The sequence below is a fragment of the Brevundimonas sp. genome, assembly GCF_013912065.1.
Taxonomy (GTDB): Bacteria; Pseudomonadota; Alphaproteobacteria; order Caulobacterales; family Caulobacteraceae; genus Brevundimonas.
This window is the reverse complement of sequence record NZ_JACESA010000022.1, coordinates 22,894-38,597: the sequence shown is the minus strand read 5'-3', so window position 1 is coordinate 38,597 and position 15,704 is coordinate 22,894. Positions and strand designations below refer to the sequence as shown.

Sequence of the window (15,704 nt, the reverse complement as noted above, 5' to 3'; positions counted from 1 at the left end):
CCTCTCTCACACTCAAGACACCCAGTATCAAAGGCAATTCCGAGGTTGAGCCCCGGGATTTCACCCCTGACTTAAATGTCCGCCTACGCTCCCTTTACGCCCAGTAATTCCGAGCAACGCTAGCCCCCTTCGTATTACCGCGGCTGCTGGCACGAAGTTAGCCGGGGCTTCTTCTCCGGGTACCGTCATTATCGTCCCCGGTGAAAGAATTTTACAATCCTAAGACCTTCATCATTCACGCGGCATGGCTGCGTCAGGCTTTCGCCCATTGCGCAAGATTCCCCACTGCTGCCTCCCGTAGGAGTTTGGGCCGTGTCTCAGTCCCAATGTGGCTGATCATCCTCTCAGACCAGCTACTGATCGTCGCCTTGGTGAGCCTTTACCTCACCAACTAGCTAATCAGACGCGGGCCGCTCTAAAGGCGATAAATCTTTCCCCCGAAGGGCACATTCGGTATTAGCACAAGTTTCCCTGAGTTATTCCGAACCTAAAGGCACGTTCCCACGTGTTACTCACCCGTCCGCCACTAACTCCGAAGAGTTCGTTCGACTTGCATGTGTTAGGCCTGCCGCCAGCGTTCGCTCTGAGCCAGGATCAAACTCTCAGGTTGAGTTGACTTCTGACCTAAGCTTAAGAACATCCCGAAGGACGTCTTGGCATTAGTTCTACGTATTTTATTGACGAGTTCCCACGTCATCGATCCGAAGACCGACGCATGGTATCTTTTCAAAAAGACCGCAGATAGTCAGTGTCGTATGATGACCTCTAGGGTCATCGCTAGAACACCGCCGCCTGCGTTTCTCTTTCCATATCAACAATGTCAAAGACCTAGAACCGCCTCAGCGGCCCGACTTGTTTAGCGCCGTGTCGTCGGCGGAGGCGGCGATTTAGAGAACCGCGAACCCCGTGTCAACCGCTCTTTTCAGAGTTTCGCAAACCAGAAGAGCGAACCCTTCAGACCGCAAAAAACCACCGGAGGAAAACGCAGAGGCTTTCCTCTTAACCGTTCGGCGATTCGATTGGAGCGCGGAACCTATTGAAACCAACCCAGGAAAGCAAGAAGTTTCTCAACCCCTAACTCCCCCCGAAATCCCCGGAAACCAAAGTCCCCAAGGCCTCAAGGCCGGCCCGTCTCCGAGCGAGGCGGCTCTATACGGACGCCACTTTTCTTCCGCAACAGCTTTCTGACAAACACACGAAACTTTCTCAGAAAATGACGGTCACCAAAACAAACAGAGCGGCGCGCTCAGCCCGCCGCTATATAGGTTCTGAGGCTTTCCGCTTCGCGCGCATGTTCCTCGATCTGGCATTTGACCACGTCGCCGATGGAGATGACGCCCGCCAGTCGCCCTTCGCTAAGCACAGGCAGGTGGCGAATCCGGCGGTCGGTCATCCGGGTCATCAGGGCCGACATCATCTCGGCCGGTTCGGCGAAGATCACCTTCGACGACATATAGTCGGAGACAGGGCGGCTCAGCGCCTCGGGCCCATCGGCGGCCAGGGCCTTGACCACGTCCCGTTCGGAAAAGACGCCGGCGACAGCCTCGCCGTCGCAGACGACCAGCGCCCCCACGCGCTTTCGCTCCAGTTCCTGACACGCCTCGGCGACAGTCAGGCCGGGTGTGATGGAGAAGACAGCGTTTCCCTTGGTCTTGAGGATTTCAGCGACGAACATCGCGGCTCCTTCTCTATGAACAGAGACGACCGCAGGGCCGGGATGGCGACAGGGCCGCTCGGGAACGATGATCGCTCAGGCCGACAGCGGAATCAAATCTCCGATTCGGCGCCGTCCGCAGGCCGGTCGAGCGGTCCCTTGCCGAAGGCGCGCGCCAGAGGACCGATAGCCAGCAGACCGGCGAGGAAGCCAAAGGCGTGCGCCTCCCAGGCGATGCGGGCCCCGTCCGCGCCGGGCGCATAGCCGATCAGGCCGACGACGGCGTTCACCACCATCCAGGCGATCGAGGCGCTGACGACCCGCCGGTCGAACAGCTTCAGCACCCTGCCCCGTCCGCCCATGAGCCGGGTGGCGCCGCCGATCAGGCCGAACACCGCGCCGGACGCTCCGACCATGGCCTCGGTCGAGCCCCAATGGATCAGGCCATAGCCAAGGGCGGCGAACACGCCGCACCCTATGTAGAAGAGCAGAAAGACGGTCGGCCCGATCCGGTCGCCGAACAGGCGCGCCACCGGCGCGCCGAAGGCCAGCGCCCCCACGGCGTTCATCACGGCATGGGTCCAGCCGCCATGCAGCAGCATGGCGGTCAACAGGCCGCCCCATCGCCCCTCCTGGAGATCGGAGGGGGCGAAGGCCATGTCGGCGCCCATGTCGGGCAGTTGAAGCTGAAAGAAGAAGAGCACCGGCATCGACAGGGCGATCAGCACCACCGGCAGGGGCGCGTTGAACATCTTCTCGGATGTCGGTTTGGGCGGGCCGTCGAATCGGCCGTCTGGCTCGGACATGATCCACCAATGGGCAAGCCCTTCGTCGATCTCAAGCGCTTCTTAATAACCTTAACGCAGTTTGGAGGCGGATCATGCTTTCGATCCGTCGTCGGTTATCGCGCCAGGAGTCCTTCACATGCCGGTCAAGAGGCTGATCGCCCCCCTGCCGATCGTGGTCGCGACCCTGGTCGCCGCCGCCGCGCCGACCCTCGTCGCCGCCCAGACCACGGGTTCCGGCGCCGCCGCCCGCTTTCAGCAGGGCTATGGTTCCGCCCGCGCCACGACCAATACGGCCACCACCGGCTCGACCCGCGACGCGGACGGCAATCGCCTGATCGTCAACGGCATCATCCAGGCCGGCGCTTCTTCCTATTCCAGCCAGTCCGGCGGCGTGGCCTCGGCCTATGCCGGAGCCGGCTCGTCCAGCAGCGGCGGCTCGACCATCGGCGGCTCGACCGCTATCGGCAATCAGTTGAACGTCGTGGTCCAGGGCAGCCGCAACACGGTCATCGTCAACTCCAACCAGACCAATAACGGCGATGTCACCGCCGGTACGGCCCTGAACGGAAACATCACCCTGCCATGAGCCGCCGAACCCTCATTCGCATGAGCGCCGTCTCCACGGCCGCCGCAGTGCTGCTGGCCGGTTGCGTCAGCCCTGTCGCCGGCCCCTCGGGCCTTTATGCGACGCCGATCGGCAATGCGCCGGTCACGGCCAATCCGACTCCCTATTCAACGGCCCTCTACTGCCTGGCGGACTACGCCCGTCGCTACAACCTGCCCTCGCCGCGCATGGCCGTGGGCCGGATCAGCGACTACACTGGCACGGTCTCGTCGGACGGCGGCCGCCAGATCACCGGCGGCGCCTCGCTGATGGTCAACTCGGCCCTGGCCAAGGCCGGCGCCCGTATCGTTGAACGCTACGACACCTCGGTCTCGGAGCTGGAGCTCCGCTACGCCAACAACAAGCTGATCGGGGATCAGACCCCCGGCGCCCAGGGCCCGGAAGACACCCAGTACCGTCGTATCCTGGCCGGCCAGGTGCCCGGCTCGGACTTCTACATCGTCGGCGGCATAACCGAGGTGAACTATAATATCCGCTCGGGCGGGTTCGACGCCGGCCAGGGCGAGGTGGACTCGGCCCGTCCCGGCTCCACCCTGCTGACCCACCGCGTCTATGTGATGAACATCGCCATGGATCTGCGGCTGGTCCAGACGACCACGCTCGAGGTCGTCGACGTCGTCTCTTATCAGAAACAGATCATCGGCCGCGAAATCTCGGCCGGGGTGTTCGACTTCCTGGACGGCAATGTCTTTGATATCTCGGCCGGTTCCGGCGGCATGGAGCCGACCCAGCTGGCCGTCCGCGCCCTGGTCGAACGCGCCACGGTCGAGTTCATGGCCAATCTCTACGGGGCGCCCGGCCCCGAAATCTGCCTCAACGCCGCCAATGATCCACTTGGCGATTCCACCGTCGGCCCGACCGGCGGCTATTACCCGGCCTATCCCACCACGGAGACGAACAATGGCCAGACCCGCGCCGATCCGTCTCGCTGGCATGATCGCCGCGACGGCGACGTTCGCCCTTCTCGCTACTGAGGCCTCGGCCCAGGAGACGCCGCTCTGCGACCCAGAGACCGGCGCCACCTGCTCCAGCACTCAGACCCAGTCCGGTGACGTCATCGGAACGGTGAACCTGAACGTCTCCATCGACCAGCTGGAGGTGACCAACGACGCACGGGGCAATTCGCTCGCGGGCGGCATCGAGGATTCGTCCGGTTCCCTGACCTCGCGCCAGACCATGACCGGCGCGACCCGTGCGAACACAAGTCTGGTGCTGAACGGCGAATCCGACGGCGTGATCGTCTCGACCACGGACGCGCGCGGCAATTATCTGGGCGTATCCACCGACGGCGCAACCTTCACCGTCGACGCGACCCAGATCGTCACCGGCGAACGCGTCGAGGCCACGACCGACATCGACGCACCCGCCGCCCATGTCCTCGACGGCATGGCGGGCGGTTCGCTGGCCGTCGCCAACAGCGTCGCCATGGGCGGTCCGTCTTCCTCGATCACCGGCGTGATCGACCAGTCGGCCCAGACCACCGTCTTCGCCGAAACCGCCGCCGACGTTCAGTATATCCCCGCCCAGGCCGACTTCTCGTCCCAGGCCGTAGCCAATGCGGTCCAGGTCTCGACCACCGGCGCCTCGCATCAGGATCTGACAGTTCGCCAGACCAACGCCCCCTCGACCGTCGAGGCCCGCACCGACGTCTATGTCGACAACGCCTGGAACCTGGCCGCCCGCGCCAACGCCGGCGCCAACCAGACCGTCCTGTACAACGCCGGCGGCTCCATGGTCGCCAATACGAACCAGACCAACCAGGGCCGCGTCCGCGCCGTCGCCCAGGCCCAGACCAATCTGCAGGGCCAGACCACAGTCTCGGCCCGCGCGGTCGCCAACGAAGTCGTCGCCGGCAACAACGACATCTATCTGGAACTGGACAACACCCAGCTGAACTCAGGCGGGGTCGAGGCCAGCGCCGTCTCGATCGGCGTCGACGGCTATGACACCTATGTCGGCGCCGAGGCCGTGGGTAACAGCGTCACCGGCTACGCCTGCTCCCAGTGCGGCGGCGAGATCAACATCACCAACACCCAGACCAACGACGGAAACGTCAGCGCCACGGCGACCACGACCATCGGCTCGGGCCGCGCGGCCGTCGTCGGCGTCACCGCCGTCGGCAACAGCGCCACCTTCTATGTGAGCCGCCCGGGCGGGTAAGAGGGCGTTACGCGGCCAGTGATGCGGAAAGAACCCCTCTGGTTCTCCGCTGCGCATCGATCCTCCTCCCCACGATGTAGGTAGGAGACGGAAGGTCTCTCCGTTCGGTGATCGCCTCAAGCCCGGCTTGCCCTCGCCGCCGGCCTCCCCTAACCCAATGGAGCCGCTCTATCGGGGGTTGCGGCATTACGGAGTGATCTCATGCGTTCTGCGCGTCGTCTGCTGCTTGTCGCGGTTTCGGGTCTTGCCCTTTCGACCGGGGCCTTCATCGCGCCGGCCCTGGCCTTTGCGCCGCCCGCTGCAGCGGCCCAGGCTCAGATCGCGCCCTCCGACGCCTGGGCCCAGGATGTCAGCGACATTCCCGCCGACCCCGCCGTCCGCTACGGCCTGCTGCCCAACGGCATGCGCTACGCCCTGCTGAAGAACGCCACCCCGCCCGGCCAGGCCTCATTCCGCCTGCGCATCGACGCCGGCTCGCTGATGGAGCGCGATGACCAACAGGGGCTGGCCCATTTCATGGAGCATATGGCCTTCAACGGGACCAAGGACATTCCCGAGAACGAGATGCTGCGCATTCTCGAACGCCTCGGCCTGGCCTTTGGGGCCGACACAAACGCATTCACCAGCTTCGACCAGACCGCCTATATGCTGGAACTGCCGAACACCCAGGACGAGACGGTCGACGCCTCCCTGCGTATCCTGCGTCAGATGATGGGCGACGCCCTGATGGCGTCGGACGCCATCGACGCCGAACGCGGCGTCATCGTGGGCGAGGAACGGCTGCGCGACACCCCGCAATTCCGCGTGCTGAAGACCCAGCTGGGCCTGTTGGCGCCCGGTCAGCGCCTGTCGCAACGGCTGCCGATCGGTGATCTGGATGTCATCCGCACCGCGCCCCGTCAGAGGTTCGTGGACTTCTATGACGCCTATTACCGGCCGTCGCGCGCCACCTTCATCGCCGTCGGCGACTTCGACCTGGATGCGATGGAAGCCAAGGTTCGAGGCGCCTTCGCCGACTGGACGCCCAAGGCCGCGGACGGCCCCGAGCCGGATCTCGGCGCGGTCGCCGCCCGTTCGCCCGAAACCAGCATTATTGTCGAACCCGGCATCCAGTCGTCGATCCAGATCAACTGGATCAAGGCTCCAGACCTGGACGCCGACACCGTGGCGGAGCGCAGCGAAACGGTCCGGCGCAGTCTGGGGCTGGCCGTGCTGAACCGCCGTCTCGGCGAGCTGGCGCGCGCGGACAACCCGCCCTTCCTTGGAGCGGGCGGCGGCTATCAATCGCTGTTCGACACCCTGGACGCCGGGATTCTGTCGGTCTCGTTCGCCCCCGGCGAATGGAAGCGGGCTCTGGAAACCGCCGAACAGGAGGCGCGCCGCCTGACCCAGTATGGCGTGACCGCCCCCGAACTGGCGCGTGAGATCACCGAAAATCGCACCGCGCTGCAAAACGCGGTCGCCACGGCCGCCACCCGACCCACTCCCGCCTTGGCCGGAGGCCTGCTGAATGCGGTCAACAGCGACTCTGTCTTCACCTCGCCGCAGGACAGTCTGGCCCTGTTCGAGACCATCGTCGCCGATCTGACGCCGGAGCAGGTCAACGCCGCCGTCCAACCGGTCTTCGAAGGCCAGGGCCCACTGGTCCTGTTCGCCAGCCCGGTTCCGGTCGAAGGCGGTGAAGCCGCCGTCACCGCCGCGCTCGAGGCGTCGCGTCAGGTCCCGGTCGCCGCCCCGTCGGACCAGTCGGCCCTGGAATGGCCCTACACCGACTTTGGCGCCCCCGCCGTTCCGGCTTCGCGCACCGAAGTCGCCGACCTCGGGGCCACCCTGGTCGCCTTCCCGAACGGGACGCTGCTGAACATCAAGAAGACAGACTTCCGCGACGACCAGATACTGATCAACGCCAGCACCGGGCTCGGCGGGCTCGGTCTGCCGGCCGACCGGTTCTCGCCGCTGTTCGCGACCAACGCCGTGCTGAACTCCGGCGGCCTCGGCAAGCTGACGATAGACGAGATCAACCGCGTCCTCGCCGACCGCATCTTCAACACCAGCATCAGCCAGGGGAGCGACAGCTATACGTTTGGGGGATCCACCCGGCCTGAAGACCTGCAACTGACGCTGCAGATCCTTACCGCCTTCCTTACCGATCCAGGTCTGCGGGCCGCCCCGCTGCAGCGGGCCAAGGCCTCCTATCCCCAGTCTCTGGAGCAGCGAGCGGCGACGCCCGGCGGCGCCTTCGGGCTACAGGCCGGCGAGCTGCTGGCGGGGGGCGACAAGCGCGCCGCCACGCCGACCAATGAGCAGTTCCAATCGATCGAGATCGAAGACCTGCGCCAGCGGATCAAGGCGGCCATGGCCGCCGGCCCGGTCGAGATCACTGTCGTCGGCGACGTCGACGTGGATGCAGTCATCGCCGCCGTGGGCTCGACCTTCGGCGCCCTGCCGGCGCGCGGTCCCGCGCCGACCCCGCCTGCCGGGTCGTCCGAGCGTCGCTTCGCCGCCCCGACCGCGACCCCGATCCGTCTTACCCACACGGGCCAGGCGGGACAGGCTCTGGGCGTCGTGGCCTGGCCGACCACCGATCAGATCGGCGACCGCACCGCCGCCCGGCAGGTGTCGATCCTCGAAGCTGTTCTTCAGTTGCGCCTGAACGAGGAGATCCGCGAGAAGCAAGGCCTCGCCTATGCGCCGAACGCCAGTTCAACCAGTTCGGACATCTTCCCCGGCTACGGCTATCTCGCCATCGCGGCCGAGACCACGCCCGAGTCCCTGCCCAAGCTGTTCGACGCCGTCGACGCCATCGTGGCTGATCTACGGGACAATCCGATCAGCGAGGACGAACTCAACCGCGCCCGCCGGCCCGCCGTCGAACGCCTGCGCCGCAGCATGGCCGACAACGCCTATTGGCTGAATCAGTTGTCAGAGGCCCAGTCGGACCCCGCTTCGCTGGGTCAGACCCGCAACAATATCGCTGTGTTGGAGGCCGTCACGGCCGCCGACCTGCAACGTGTGGCGCAGCTGTACCTGAAGCCCGAGACCGCCTGGCGCGCGGAGGTGGTCCCCGACAAGTCGCCTGTCGCCACCCCCGCTCAATAAAGAAAAAGGCCCCGGCTCGCGCGCACGAGCCGGGGCCAGTCTTCAGGATCGTCGACGGAGACGCCGACGATCTTATTATCTATCGCCCGGCCTGAGCCGGGCCTGAACGGAGTGCGTCAGCTCCCGTTCAGAACACCCGCCCGCCGACGCCGCCGTCCAGGGTGATCGCCCCGGTGATGACGGTCGTGCTCTGGGCCTGTTCCTCGCGATATTCAGTGTATTCCTCTTCGCGGTACAGGGTCAGGATCTTCACCCCGGCGCCGTAGCGACGCAGCAACGACCGTTCGTTGCAGTCGCGCTCGGCCTTTTCGGGCCGGCATTCCAGCCGCCCCTCGCCGCCGAACCACAGGGCCTCGTGCTTTTTGCAGGTCAGGGTCGTGCCGTGGTCGAATTTGATCTCGCCCTCATAGTCCGCGATCGTGGCCTGCAGCCAGGTTCCGGCCAGGCAGCGATAGAGTTCGCCTTCGTAGCTGTCGGCGATCTCGCGATCCGGCTTCACCTGGGACGCGGGATGCGGCACCTGACGGTCGTCGATGCAGACCGCCTGGATCACCACCCGCTTCATCATGCGGCGATAGGCGGTGAAGGGGGTGCGCACCGTCTGGACGAGGCCGTCGACGGCCAGGCCCTGGATGGTGGTCGGATAGGGCTGATCCACGGTCACATAGGCCGCGCCGCCGCCCGAGCCGAAGCCGCCCGAAAAGCCACCCGCCCGCGCATTGAGATACGATCGCGCGCCCGAGGAGGCGCTGGCGTTGGCGCTCGCGCCCGCATTGACGTTGACGTTCACATTGACGTTCGTGTTCGACGACCAGTTGCCGCCGCCTCCCCCGCCGCCGCACGATCCGCCGCCGCCGCCGCACGAGGGCGGCTCAGGCGGAGGCGGGGGTTCACAGGACGTGCAGGGGTCGGGCACGCAGCCGCCGCATTGCGCCAGGGCCGCCCCGCCGGCTCCCATGACGGCCAGACCGGCCGCCAGGCCCAGCATCCAATTCCTGATCCGCTGCCGCATCGGCGGGACTCCCGAACGAATTCTCATGTCGCCCGGACAAGCCTCCGGACGATCCAACCTTAACCAAGACGTCAAAAGCCTTTCGTTTCCGTTGAGACGGGCAAGGTGTTCAGGGATGGCGCAATGCCGCATCCGTCTGCTAGACCGCCCGCATAATGACCGTCCGCGTCCTCATTCGCCTGATTTCGATTAGCCGCCCGGCGTAGCGCTTTAGGGCCTCTGGCCCCGTGCACGTCGGGACGACCGCCCAGGATTGGGCGAAAAGGCCGCCCTCAAGCCGCGCGAAGCGCGATAGGGCGAACAAGGACAGCGACCGTTCACCCTTCGACGCCGAGACTTTTCATGGCCGACGCCCCCGTCACCGAAACCGACACCCCTTCCGGCCGCGACTATCGCGACACCGTATTCCTGCCCGAGACGCCCTTCCCCATGCGCGGCGGTCTGCCGCAGAAGGAGCCGGTGATCCTGGAGCAGTGGGGCGACCTGTACGGAACCCTGCGCGCCGAGCGGCAGGCCCAGAAGGCCCCGCTCTATGTGCTGCACGACGGCCCGCCCTACGCCAACGGCGACATCCACATCGGTCACGCCCTGAACAAGACGCTGAAGGACTTCGTCGTCCGCAGCCGGTTCCTGCTGGGCTATGACGTCGACTATGTCCCCGGCTGGGACTGCCACGGCCTGCCGATCGAGTGGAAGATCGAGGAACAGTTCCGCGCCAAGGGCCGTCGCAAGGACGAGGTGTCCAAGGACGAGTTCCGCGCCGCCTGCCGCGAATACGCCGGCAAATACATCGACCTGCAGCGCGACCAGTTCCATCGCCTGGGCATCGTCGGCGACTTCGCCAACCGCTACGCCACGATGGACTTCAAGTCCGAGGCGGCCATCGTCGCCGAGTTCCACAAGTTCAAGAACTCGGGCCAACTGTATCGCGGCTCCAAGCCCGTCATGTGGTCGCCGGTCGAGCGCACGGCCCTGGCCGACGCCGAGATCGAATATCACGACCACGTCTCGCCCACGATCTGGGTCAAGTTCCCGGTCACGGGCGCGGCCGACGACCATCCCGACGACCTGCTGTCGTTCCGCAGCGGCACGCCGTCGATCGTCATCTGGACCACGACCCCGTGGACCATCCCGGCCAACCGCGCCATCAGCTACGGTCCCGAGATCGCCTATGGCCTCTATGAGGTCACGGCCATGGAAGAGGGTCTGGAGTTCGCGCCCTGGGCCAAGCCCGGCGACCGCCTGATCGTCGCCGACAAGCTGGCGGAAGAGGTCTTCAAGGCCGCCAAGATCGCCGCCTGGACCCGGGTCTACGACATCAATCCGTCCGGCCTGGAATGCGCCCACCCCCTCGCCGCTCTCGACAGCGGCTACGGCTTCTCCGTGCCCCTGCTGGCCGGGGATCACGTCACCGACGACGCGGGCACCGGCTTCGTCCACACCGCGCCGGGCCACGGCGCCGACGACTTCGAGGTCTGGAAGGCCCACGGTCATCACGAGGTGCCGGACACGGTCGATCCGGACGGCGCCTATTATCCTTCGGTCCCGCTGTTCGCCGGCCTGAAGGTGCTGGAGACCGAGGGCAAGAAGACCGGCAAGTTCGGTCCCGCCAACGGCGCGGTGATGGAAAAGCTGATCGAAGCCGGAAACCTGCTGGCGCGCGGCCGGCTGGAACATTCCTATCCCCACTCGTGGCGCTCCAAGGCGCCGGTCATCTTCCGCAACACGCCCCAGTGGTTCATCCGCATGGATCAACCGCTCGCCTCGGGCGACACGCTGCGCGAGACGGCCCTGACCGCGATCGATGCTACCGCCTTCCACCCGACGGCGGGCAAGAACCGTATCCGGTCCATGGTCGAGGGCCGTCCCGACTGGCTGGTCAGCCGCCAGCGCGCCTGGGGCACGCCGCTCGCCATGTTCATGGACAAGCAGACCGGCCAGCCCTTGCATGACCCGGAAGTCGACGCCCGCATCGTCGCCGCCGTCGCCGAACATGGCGCCGACATCTGGTTCACCGCGCCCGACGCCGACTTCCTGGGCGCCCACGACCCGGCCCGCTACGAGAAGGTCGAGGACATCCTCGACGTCTGGTTCGACAGCGGCTCGACCCACGCCTTCACCCTGGACCCTCGCCTGCCCGAGCACGGCTACACCGGCGACCGTCCCGCCCACTGGCCGGCGGACCTCTATCTGGAAGGCTCGGACCAGCATCGCGGCTGGTTCCAGTCGTCGCTGCTGGAAGGCTGCGGCACCCGTGGTCGCGCCCCGTTCAAGGCGGTCCTGACCCACGGTTTCACCCTCGATGAAAAGGGGGAGAAGATGTCCAAGTCCAAGGGCAACACCACCGATCCCCTGACCATCATCAAGGAGAGCGGCGCCGACATCCTGCGTCTGTGGGTGTCGCTGGTCGACTATTCCGAGGACCAGCGGATCGGCAAACAGATCCTCCAGACCACGGTCGACGCCTATCGCAAGCTGCGCAACACCGTTCGCTATCTGCTGGGCGCCCTGTCGGACTTCGACGAGGCCGAACGCCTGACCGACTACGATCAGTTCCCGCCGCTGGAGAAGTTCATCCTTCACCGCCTGCACGAACTGGATGGCCAGGTCCGCCAGGCCTACGCCGAATACCGATTCCAGGATGTCGTCCGCCCGGTGCTGGAGTTCTGCTCCAACGACCTGTCGGCCCTCTATTTCGACATCAGGAAGGACGCCCTCTACTGCGACCGCCCCGACAGCATCCGCCGTCGCGCCGCTCGCACGGTGATGGACGAGGTCTTCATGCGCCTGACCGCCTGGCTGGCCCCGCTGACCCCGTTCACGATGGAAGAGGCCTGGACGACGCGCTTCCCCGACGCCGGGACCAACTGCGCGCGAGTGATCCCGGAGACGCCGGCGGAGTGGGAGAATGCGGCCGAGGCGGAGCGGTGGGCGAAGGTTCAGCGCGTCCTTGAAGTCGTTACCAACGGCCTCGAAGAAAGCCGACGCGCCAAGGTTATCGGCGGCGCCCTCGACGCTTGGCCAGAAGTACACCTACCGACGGAGGCCGCCGTCCTATTCGATGATTTGGATGCCGCCGAAGTGTTCCGGACGAGCGGCGCGGATCTGATCATTGATGAGAGCGGCGTTATCTCCGCCGTCATCAACACCGCCGACTATCCGAAATGCGCCCGCTCCTGGCGCCGCGTTCCCGACGTCGGCTCCGACCCCGCCTACCCCGATCTGTCGGCCCGCGACGCCGACGCGGTCCGGTATTGGGACCAGACGCGAGGCTGATATTGCGCTCACCTCCCCGCGCGCCTTCGCACGCTGGGAGGTGACGCCGGCCCCCTTCTTTCGTCATTCCGGGCGCAGCGTAGCGGAGACCCGGAACCCAGCGGCGCGCGAGAGCGCGAACCTGTCGAGAATTCGCTGCTCGGGCATTGTGCGGCGGACCCATTTCGCCTTCGGCGCCGCTGGGTTCCGGGTCTGCGGGCCAAGCGGCCCTTCGCCCGGAATGACGAAAGAGGAGAGCAACCCCGTCCCTGCGCTCGAGAAACCGGTTTCTCCCTCACGCATTGTTACATCCGCCATGGCCAAGCCGGTTTCGCCGCGCTAGATCATGTTGCAGTGCGAGCGGGTCAACCCGCCGAACCTTCTCAAAGCTCAGGGGCTACATATGACTCAGTGGGTGTACGGCTTCGGCGGCGGTTCCGCCGACGGCGACGCGTCGATGAAGAACCTTCTCGGCGGCAAGGGCGCGAACCTGGCGGAAATGTCGTCGCTGGGGCTGCCCGTCCCGCCCGGCTTCACCATCACGACCGAGGTCTGCACCTATTATTACACCAACGGCGAGACCTATCCCGCCGATCTGGAAGACCAGGTGAAGACCGCCCTGACCAAGGTCGAGGCCATCGTCGGCAAGACCTTTGGCGATGTCGAAAACCCGCTGCTGGTCTCGGTCCGCTCGGGCGCCCGCGCCTCGATGCCAGGCATGATGGATACGGTGCTGAACCTGGGCCTGAACGACCAGACGGTCGAGGGCCTGGCCAAACTTTCGGGTGATCGTCGCTTCGCCTTCGACAGCTATCGCCGCTTCATCACCATGTATTCGAACGTCGTGCTGGGCCTCAGCCACGATGATTTCGAAGAAGTGCTGGACGCGCACAAGGACCGGTTGGGCGTCACCGTCGACACCGATCTGAAGGCCGAGGACTGGGAGCGGGTGGTCGTCGACTACAAGGCCGTGGTCGAACGCGAACTGGGCCAGCCCTTCCCGCAGGATCCGCGCGACCAGATGTGGGGCGCGGTCGGCGCCGTCTTCGCCAGCTGGATGAACGACCGGGCGAAATTCTATCGCCGCATGCACGACATCCCCGAAAGCTGGGGCACGGCCGTCAGCGTCCAGTCAATGGTGTTCGGCAATATGGGCGAGACCTCGGCGACCGGCGTGGCCTTCACCCGCAACCCCTCGACTGGCGAGGCGCGCCTGTATGGCGAGTTCCTGATCAACGCCCAGGGCGAAGACGTGGTCGCGGGCATCCGTACGCCCCAGTCCCTGACCAAGATCGGCCGCGAGGAGATGGGCGAGACCGCCCCCTCGATGGAAGAGGCCATGCCCGAGGTGTTCGGCCAGTTCGTCACGGTGGTGAACAAGCTCGAGAGCCACTACCGCGACATGCAGGACATCGAGTTCACGGTCGAACAGGGCCGGCTATGGATGCTGCAGACCCGCAACGGCAAGCGCACCGCCAAGTCGGCGCTGAAGGTCGCCGTGGATCTGGCCGCCGAGGGCGTGATCAGCCAGGAAGAGGCCATCAGCCGCGTCGAGCCCTCGGCGCTCGACCAGTTGCTGCACCCGACGCTCGATCCCGACGCGGCCCGCACCGTGATCGCCCAGGGCCTGCCGGCCTCGCCCGGCGCGGCGACCGGCAAGATCGTCTTCGACGCCGACGAGGCCGAACGCCTTGCCGGTCTGGGCGAGGCGGTCATCCTGGTGCGCGAGGAGACCTCGCCCGAGGACATCCACGGCATGCACGCCGCCCGCGGCATCGTCACGGCGCGGGGCGGCATGACCAGCCATGCCGCCGTCGTGGCGCGCGGCATGGGTCGCGCTTGCGTCTCCGGCGCCGGCGAGGTCCATATCGACGAAGCCAAGGGCGTGTTCACCGCGCGCGGCCGCAGTTTCAAGACCGGCGACATCATCACCATCGACGGGTCGAAGGGCGAGGTCCTGGACGGCGCCGTGCCGATGATCGAGCCCGAACTGACCGGCGACTTCCAGACCCTGATGGCCTGGGCGGACAAGGTGCGTCGCCTGAAGGTACGCGCCAACGCCGAGACCCCGCTGGACGCCAAGACCGCGCGCGGCTTCGGCGCCGAGGGCATCGGCCTGTGCCGGACCGAGCATATGTTCTTCGACGACACCCGGATCGCCGCCGTGCGCGAAATGATCCTGGCCGACGACGAGAAGGGCCGCCGCGCCGCCCTGGCCAAGATCGCGCCGTTCCAGAAGTCGGATTTCGTCGAACTGTTCGAGATCATGGCCGGCCTGCCGGTGACGGTGCGCCTGCTGGACCCGCCGCTACACGAGTTCATCCCACACACCGACGAGGACATCGACGCCCTGGCGGCCTCGTCCGGCGTCGACGCCGAAAAGCTGAAGCGTCGCGCCAGGGAGCTGCATGAGACCAACCCCATGCTCGGCCACCGCGGCTGCCGCCTGGGCGTGGCCTATCCCGAGATCTACGAGATGCAGGTGCGGGCTGTGCTGGAAGCCGCGCTGGAGGTGAAGAAAGCCTCGGGCCTGGCGCCGATCCCGGAGATCATGCACCCGCTGGTCGCCCTGGGTCTGGAGATGAAGTACCTGCGCGAACTGACCGACCGCACCGCCAAGGCTGTGTTCGAAGAGGCCGGCGACAGCGTCGAATACCTGGTCGGCACCATGATCGAACTGCCGCGCGCCGCCATTCGCGCCGGGGACCTGGCCGAATACGCCCAGTTCTTCAGCTTCGGCACCAATGACCTGACCCAGACGACCTTCGGCATCAGCCGCGACGATTCGGGCCGGTTCCTGCAGGCCTATCTGGACAAGGGCATCTTCGAGACCGATCCCTTCGTCCGCCTGGACCAGCACGGCGTCGGCGGCCTGATCGAGATCGCGGCCGAGCGGGGTCGCGCGGTCCGTCCCGAGGTCAAGCTGGGCATCTGCGGCGAACACGGCGGCGATCCGTCGTCGATCGCCTTCTGCGAGACGGTGGGCCTCGACTATGTCTCCTGCTCGCCCTACCGCGTTCCCATCGCCCGACTCGCCGCCGCACAGGCCGCGCTGGACGTGGAGCGTGAAAAGGACCGCTGACCGGTCAAAGGGGGCGGCGCCGCGCGCCG

Annotated in this window: 9 protein-coding genes and 1 rRNA gene; 6 read left to right on the top strand and 4 right to left on the bottom strand. The window is 66.0% G+C overall.

The window, feature by feature from the left end; genetic code table 11:
- The 3 genes from H2037_RS15050 to H2037_RS15040 form a co-directional block, all read right to left on the bottom strand.
- Positions 1-610: ribosomal RNA gene (locus H2037_RS15050) — 16S ribosomal RNA — on the bottom strand; the annotation flags it as partial.
- A 636-nt stretch (positions 611-1,246) separates the two neighbouring features.
- Positions 1,247-1,675 (bottom strand): CBS domain-containing protein, encoded by a 429-nt coding sequence (locus H2037_RS15045; RefSeq protein WP_292123618.1) that lies wholly within the window; start codon positions 1,673-1,675, stop codon positions 1,247-1,249.
- 92 nt (positions 1,676-1,767) lie between these two features.
- Positions 1,768-2,460: a rhomboid family intramembrane serine protease gene (locus H2037_RS15040; RefSeq protein ID WP_292123616.1), complete on the bottom strand. Its 693-nt coding sequence runs from the start codon at positions 2,458-2,460 to the stop codon at positions 1,768-1,770.
- A 118-nt stretch (positions 2,461-2,578) separates the two neighbouring features.
- On the opposite strand from H2037_RS15040, the gene hfaA reads away from it, so the two are divergent.
- The 4 genes from hfaA (at position 2,579) to H2037_RS15020 (ending at position 8,326) form a co-directional block, all read left to right on the top strand.
- Positions 2,579-3,028: a holdfast anchoring protein HfaA gene (gene hfaA / locus H2037_RS15035; protein WP_292123614.1), complete on the top strand. Its 450-nt coding sequence runs from the start codon at positions 2,579-2,581 to the stop codon at positions 3,026-3,028.
- Positions 3,025-4,041, top strand: coding sequence for a holdfast anchoring protein HfaB (gene hfaB, locus H2037_RS15030; RefSeq protein WP_292123612.1), 1,017 nt, complete (start codon positions 3,025-3,027; stop codon positions 4,039-4,041). Before hfaA ends, hfaB begins: the two co-directional genes overlap by 4 nt.
- Positions 3,968-5,227: a holdfast anchor protein HfaD gene (gene hfaD / locus H2037_RS15025; RefSeq protein WP_292123610.1), complete on the top strand. Its 1,260-nt coding sequence runs from the start codon at positions 3,968-3,970 to the stop codon at positions 5,225-5,227. The genes hfaB and hfaD overlap by 74 nt, the downstream gene beginning before the upstream one ends.
- A 201-nt stretch (positions 5,228-5,428) precedes the next feature.
- Complete coding sequence (locus H2037_RS15020; RefSeq protein ID WP_292123609.1) at positions 5,429-8,326, top strand: M16 family metallopeptidase; 2,898 nt, start codon at positions 5,429-5,431, stop codon at positions 8,324-8,326.
- A 127-nt stretch (positions 8,327-8,453) separates the two neighbouring features.
- Here the strand turns inward: H2037_RS15020 and H2037_RS15015 are convergent, their stop codons facing one another.
- A complete protein-coding gene (locus tag H2037_RS15015; protein WP_292123607.1) occupies positions 8,454-9,338 on the bottom strand; it encodes a hypothetical protein in 885 nt (294 codons plus the stop codon).
- A 342-nt stretch (positions 9,339-9,680) separates the two neighbouring features.
- Between H2037_RS15015 and ileS the strand changes: the two genes are divergently transcribed.
- Positions 9,681-12,614 carry an isoleucine--tRNA ligase gene (gene ileS, locus H2037_RS15010; RefSeq protein ID WP_292123605.1) on the top strand — a complete coding sequence of 978 codons (2,934 nt, stop codon included), beginning with the start codon at positions 9,681-9,683 and terminating at the stop codon, positions 12,612-12,614.
- Positions 12,615-12,996: 382 nt separating this feature from the next.
- Entirely contained in the window at positions 12,997-15,675 is a 2,679-nt protein-coding gene (gene ppdK / locus H2037_RS15005; protein ID WP_292123603.1) for a pyruvate, phosphate dikinase, read from the top strand.
- Positions 15,676-15,704 lie beyond the last annotated feature (29 nt).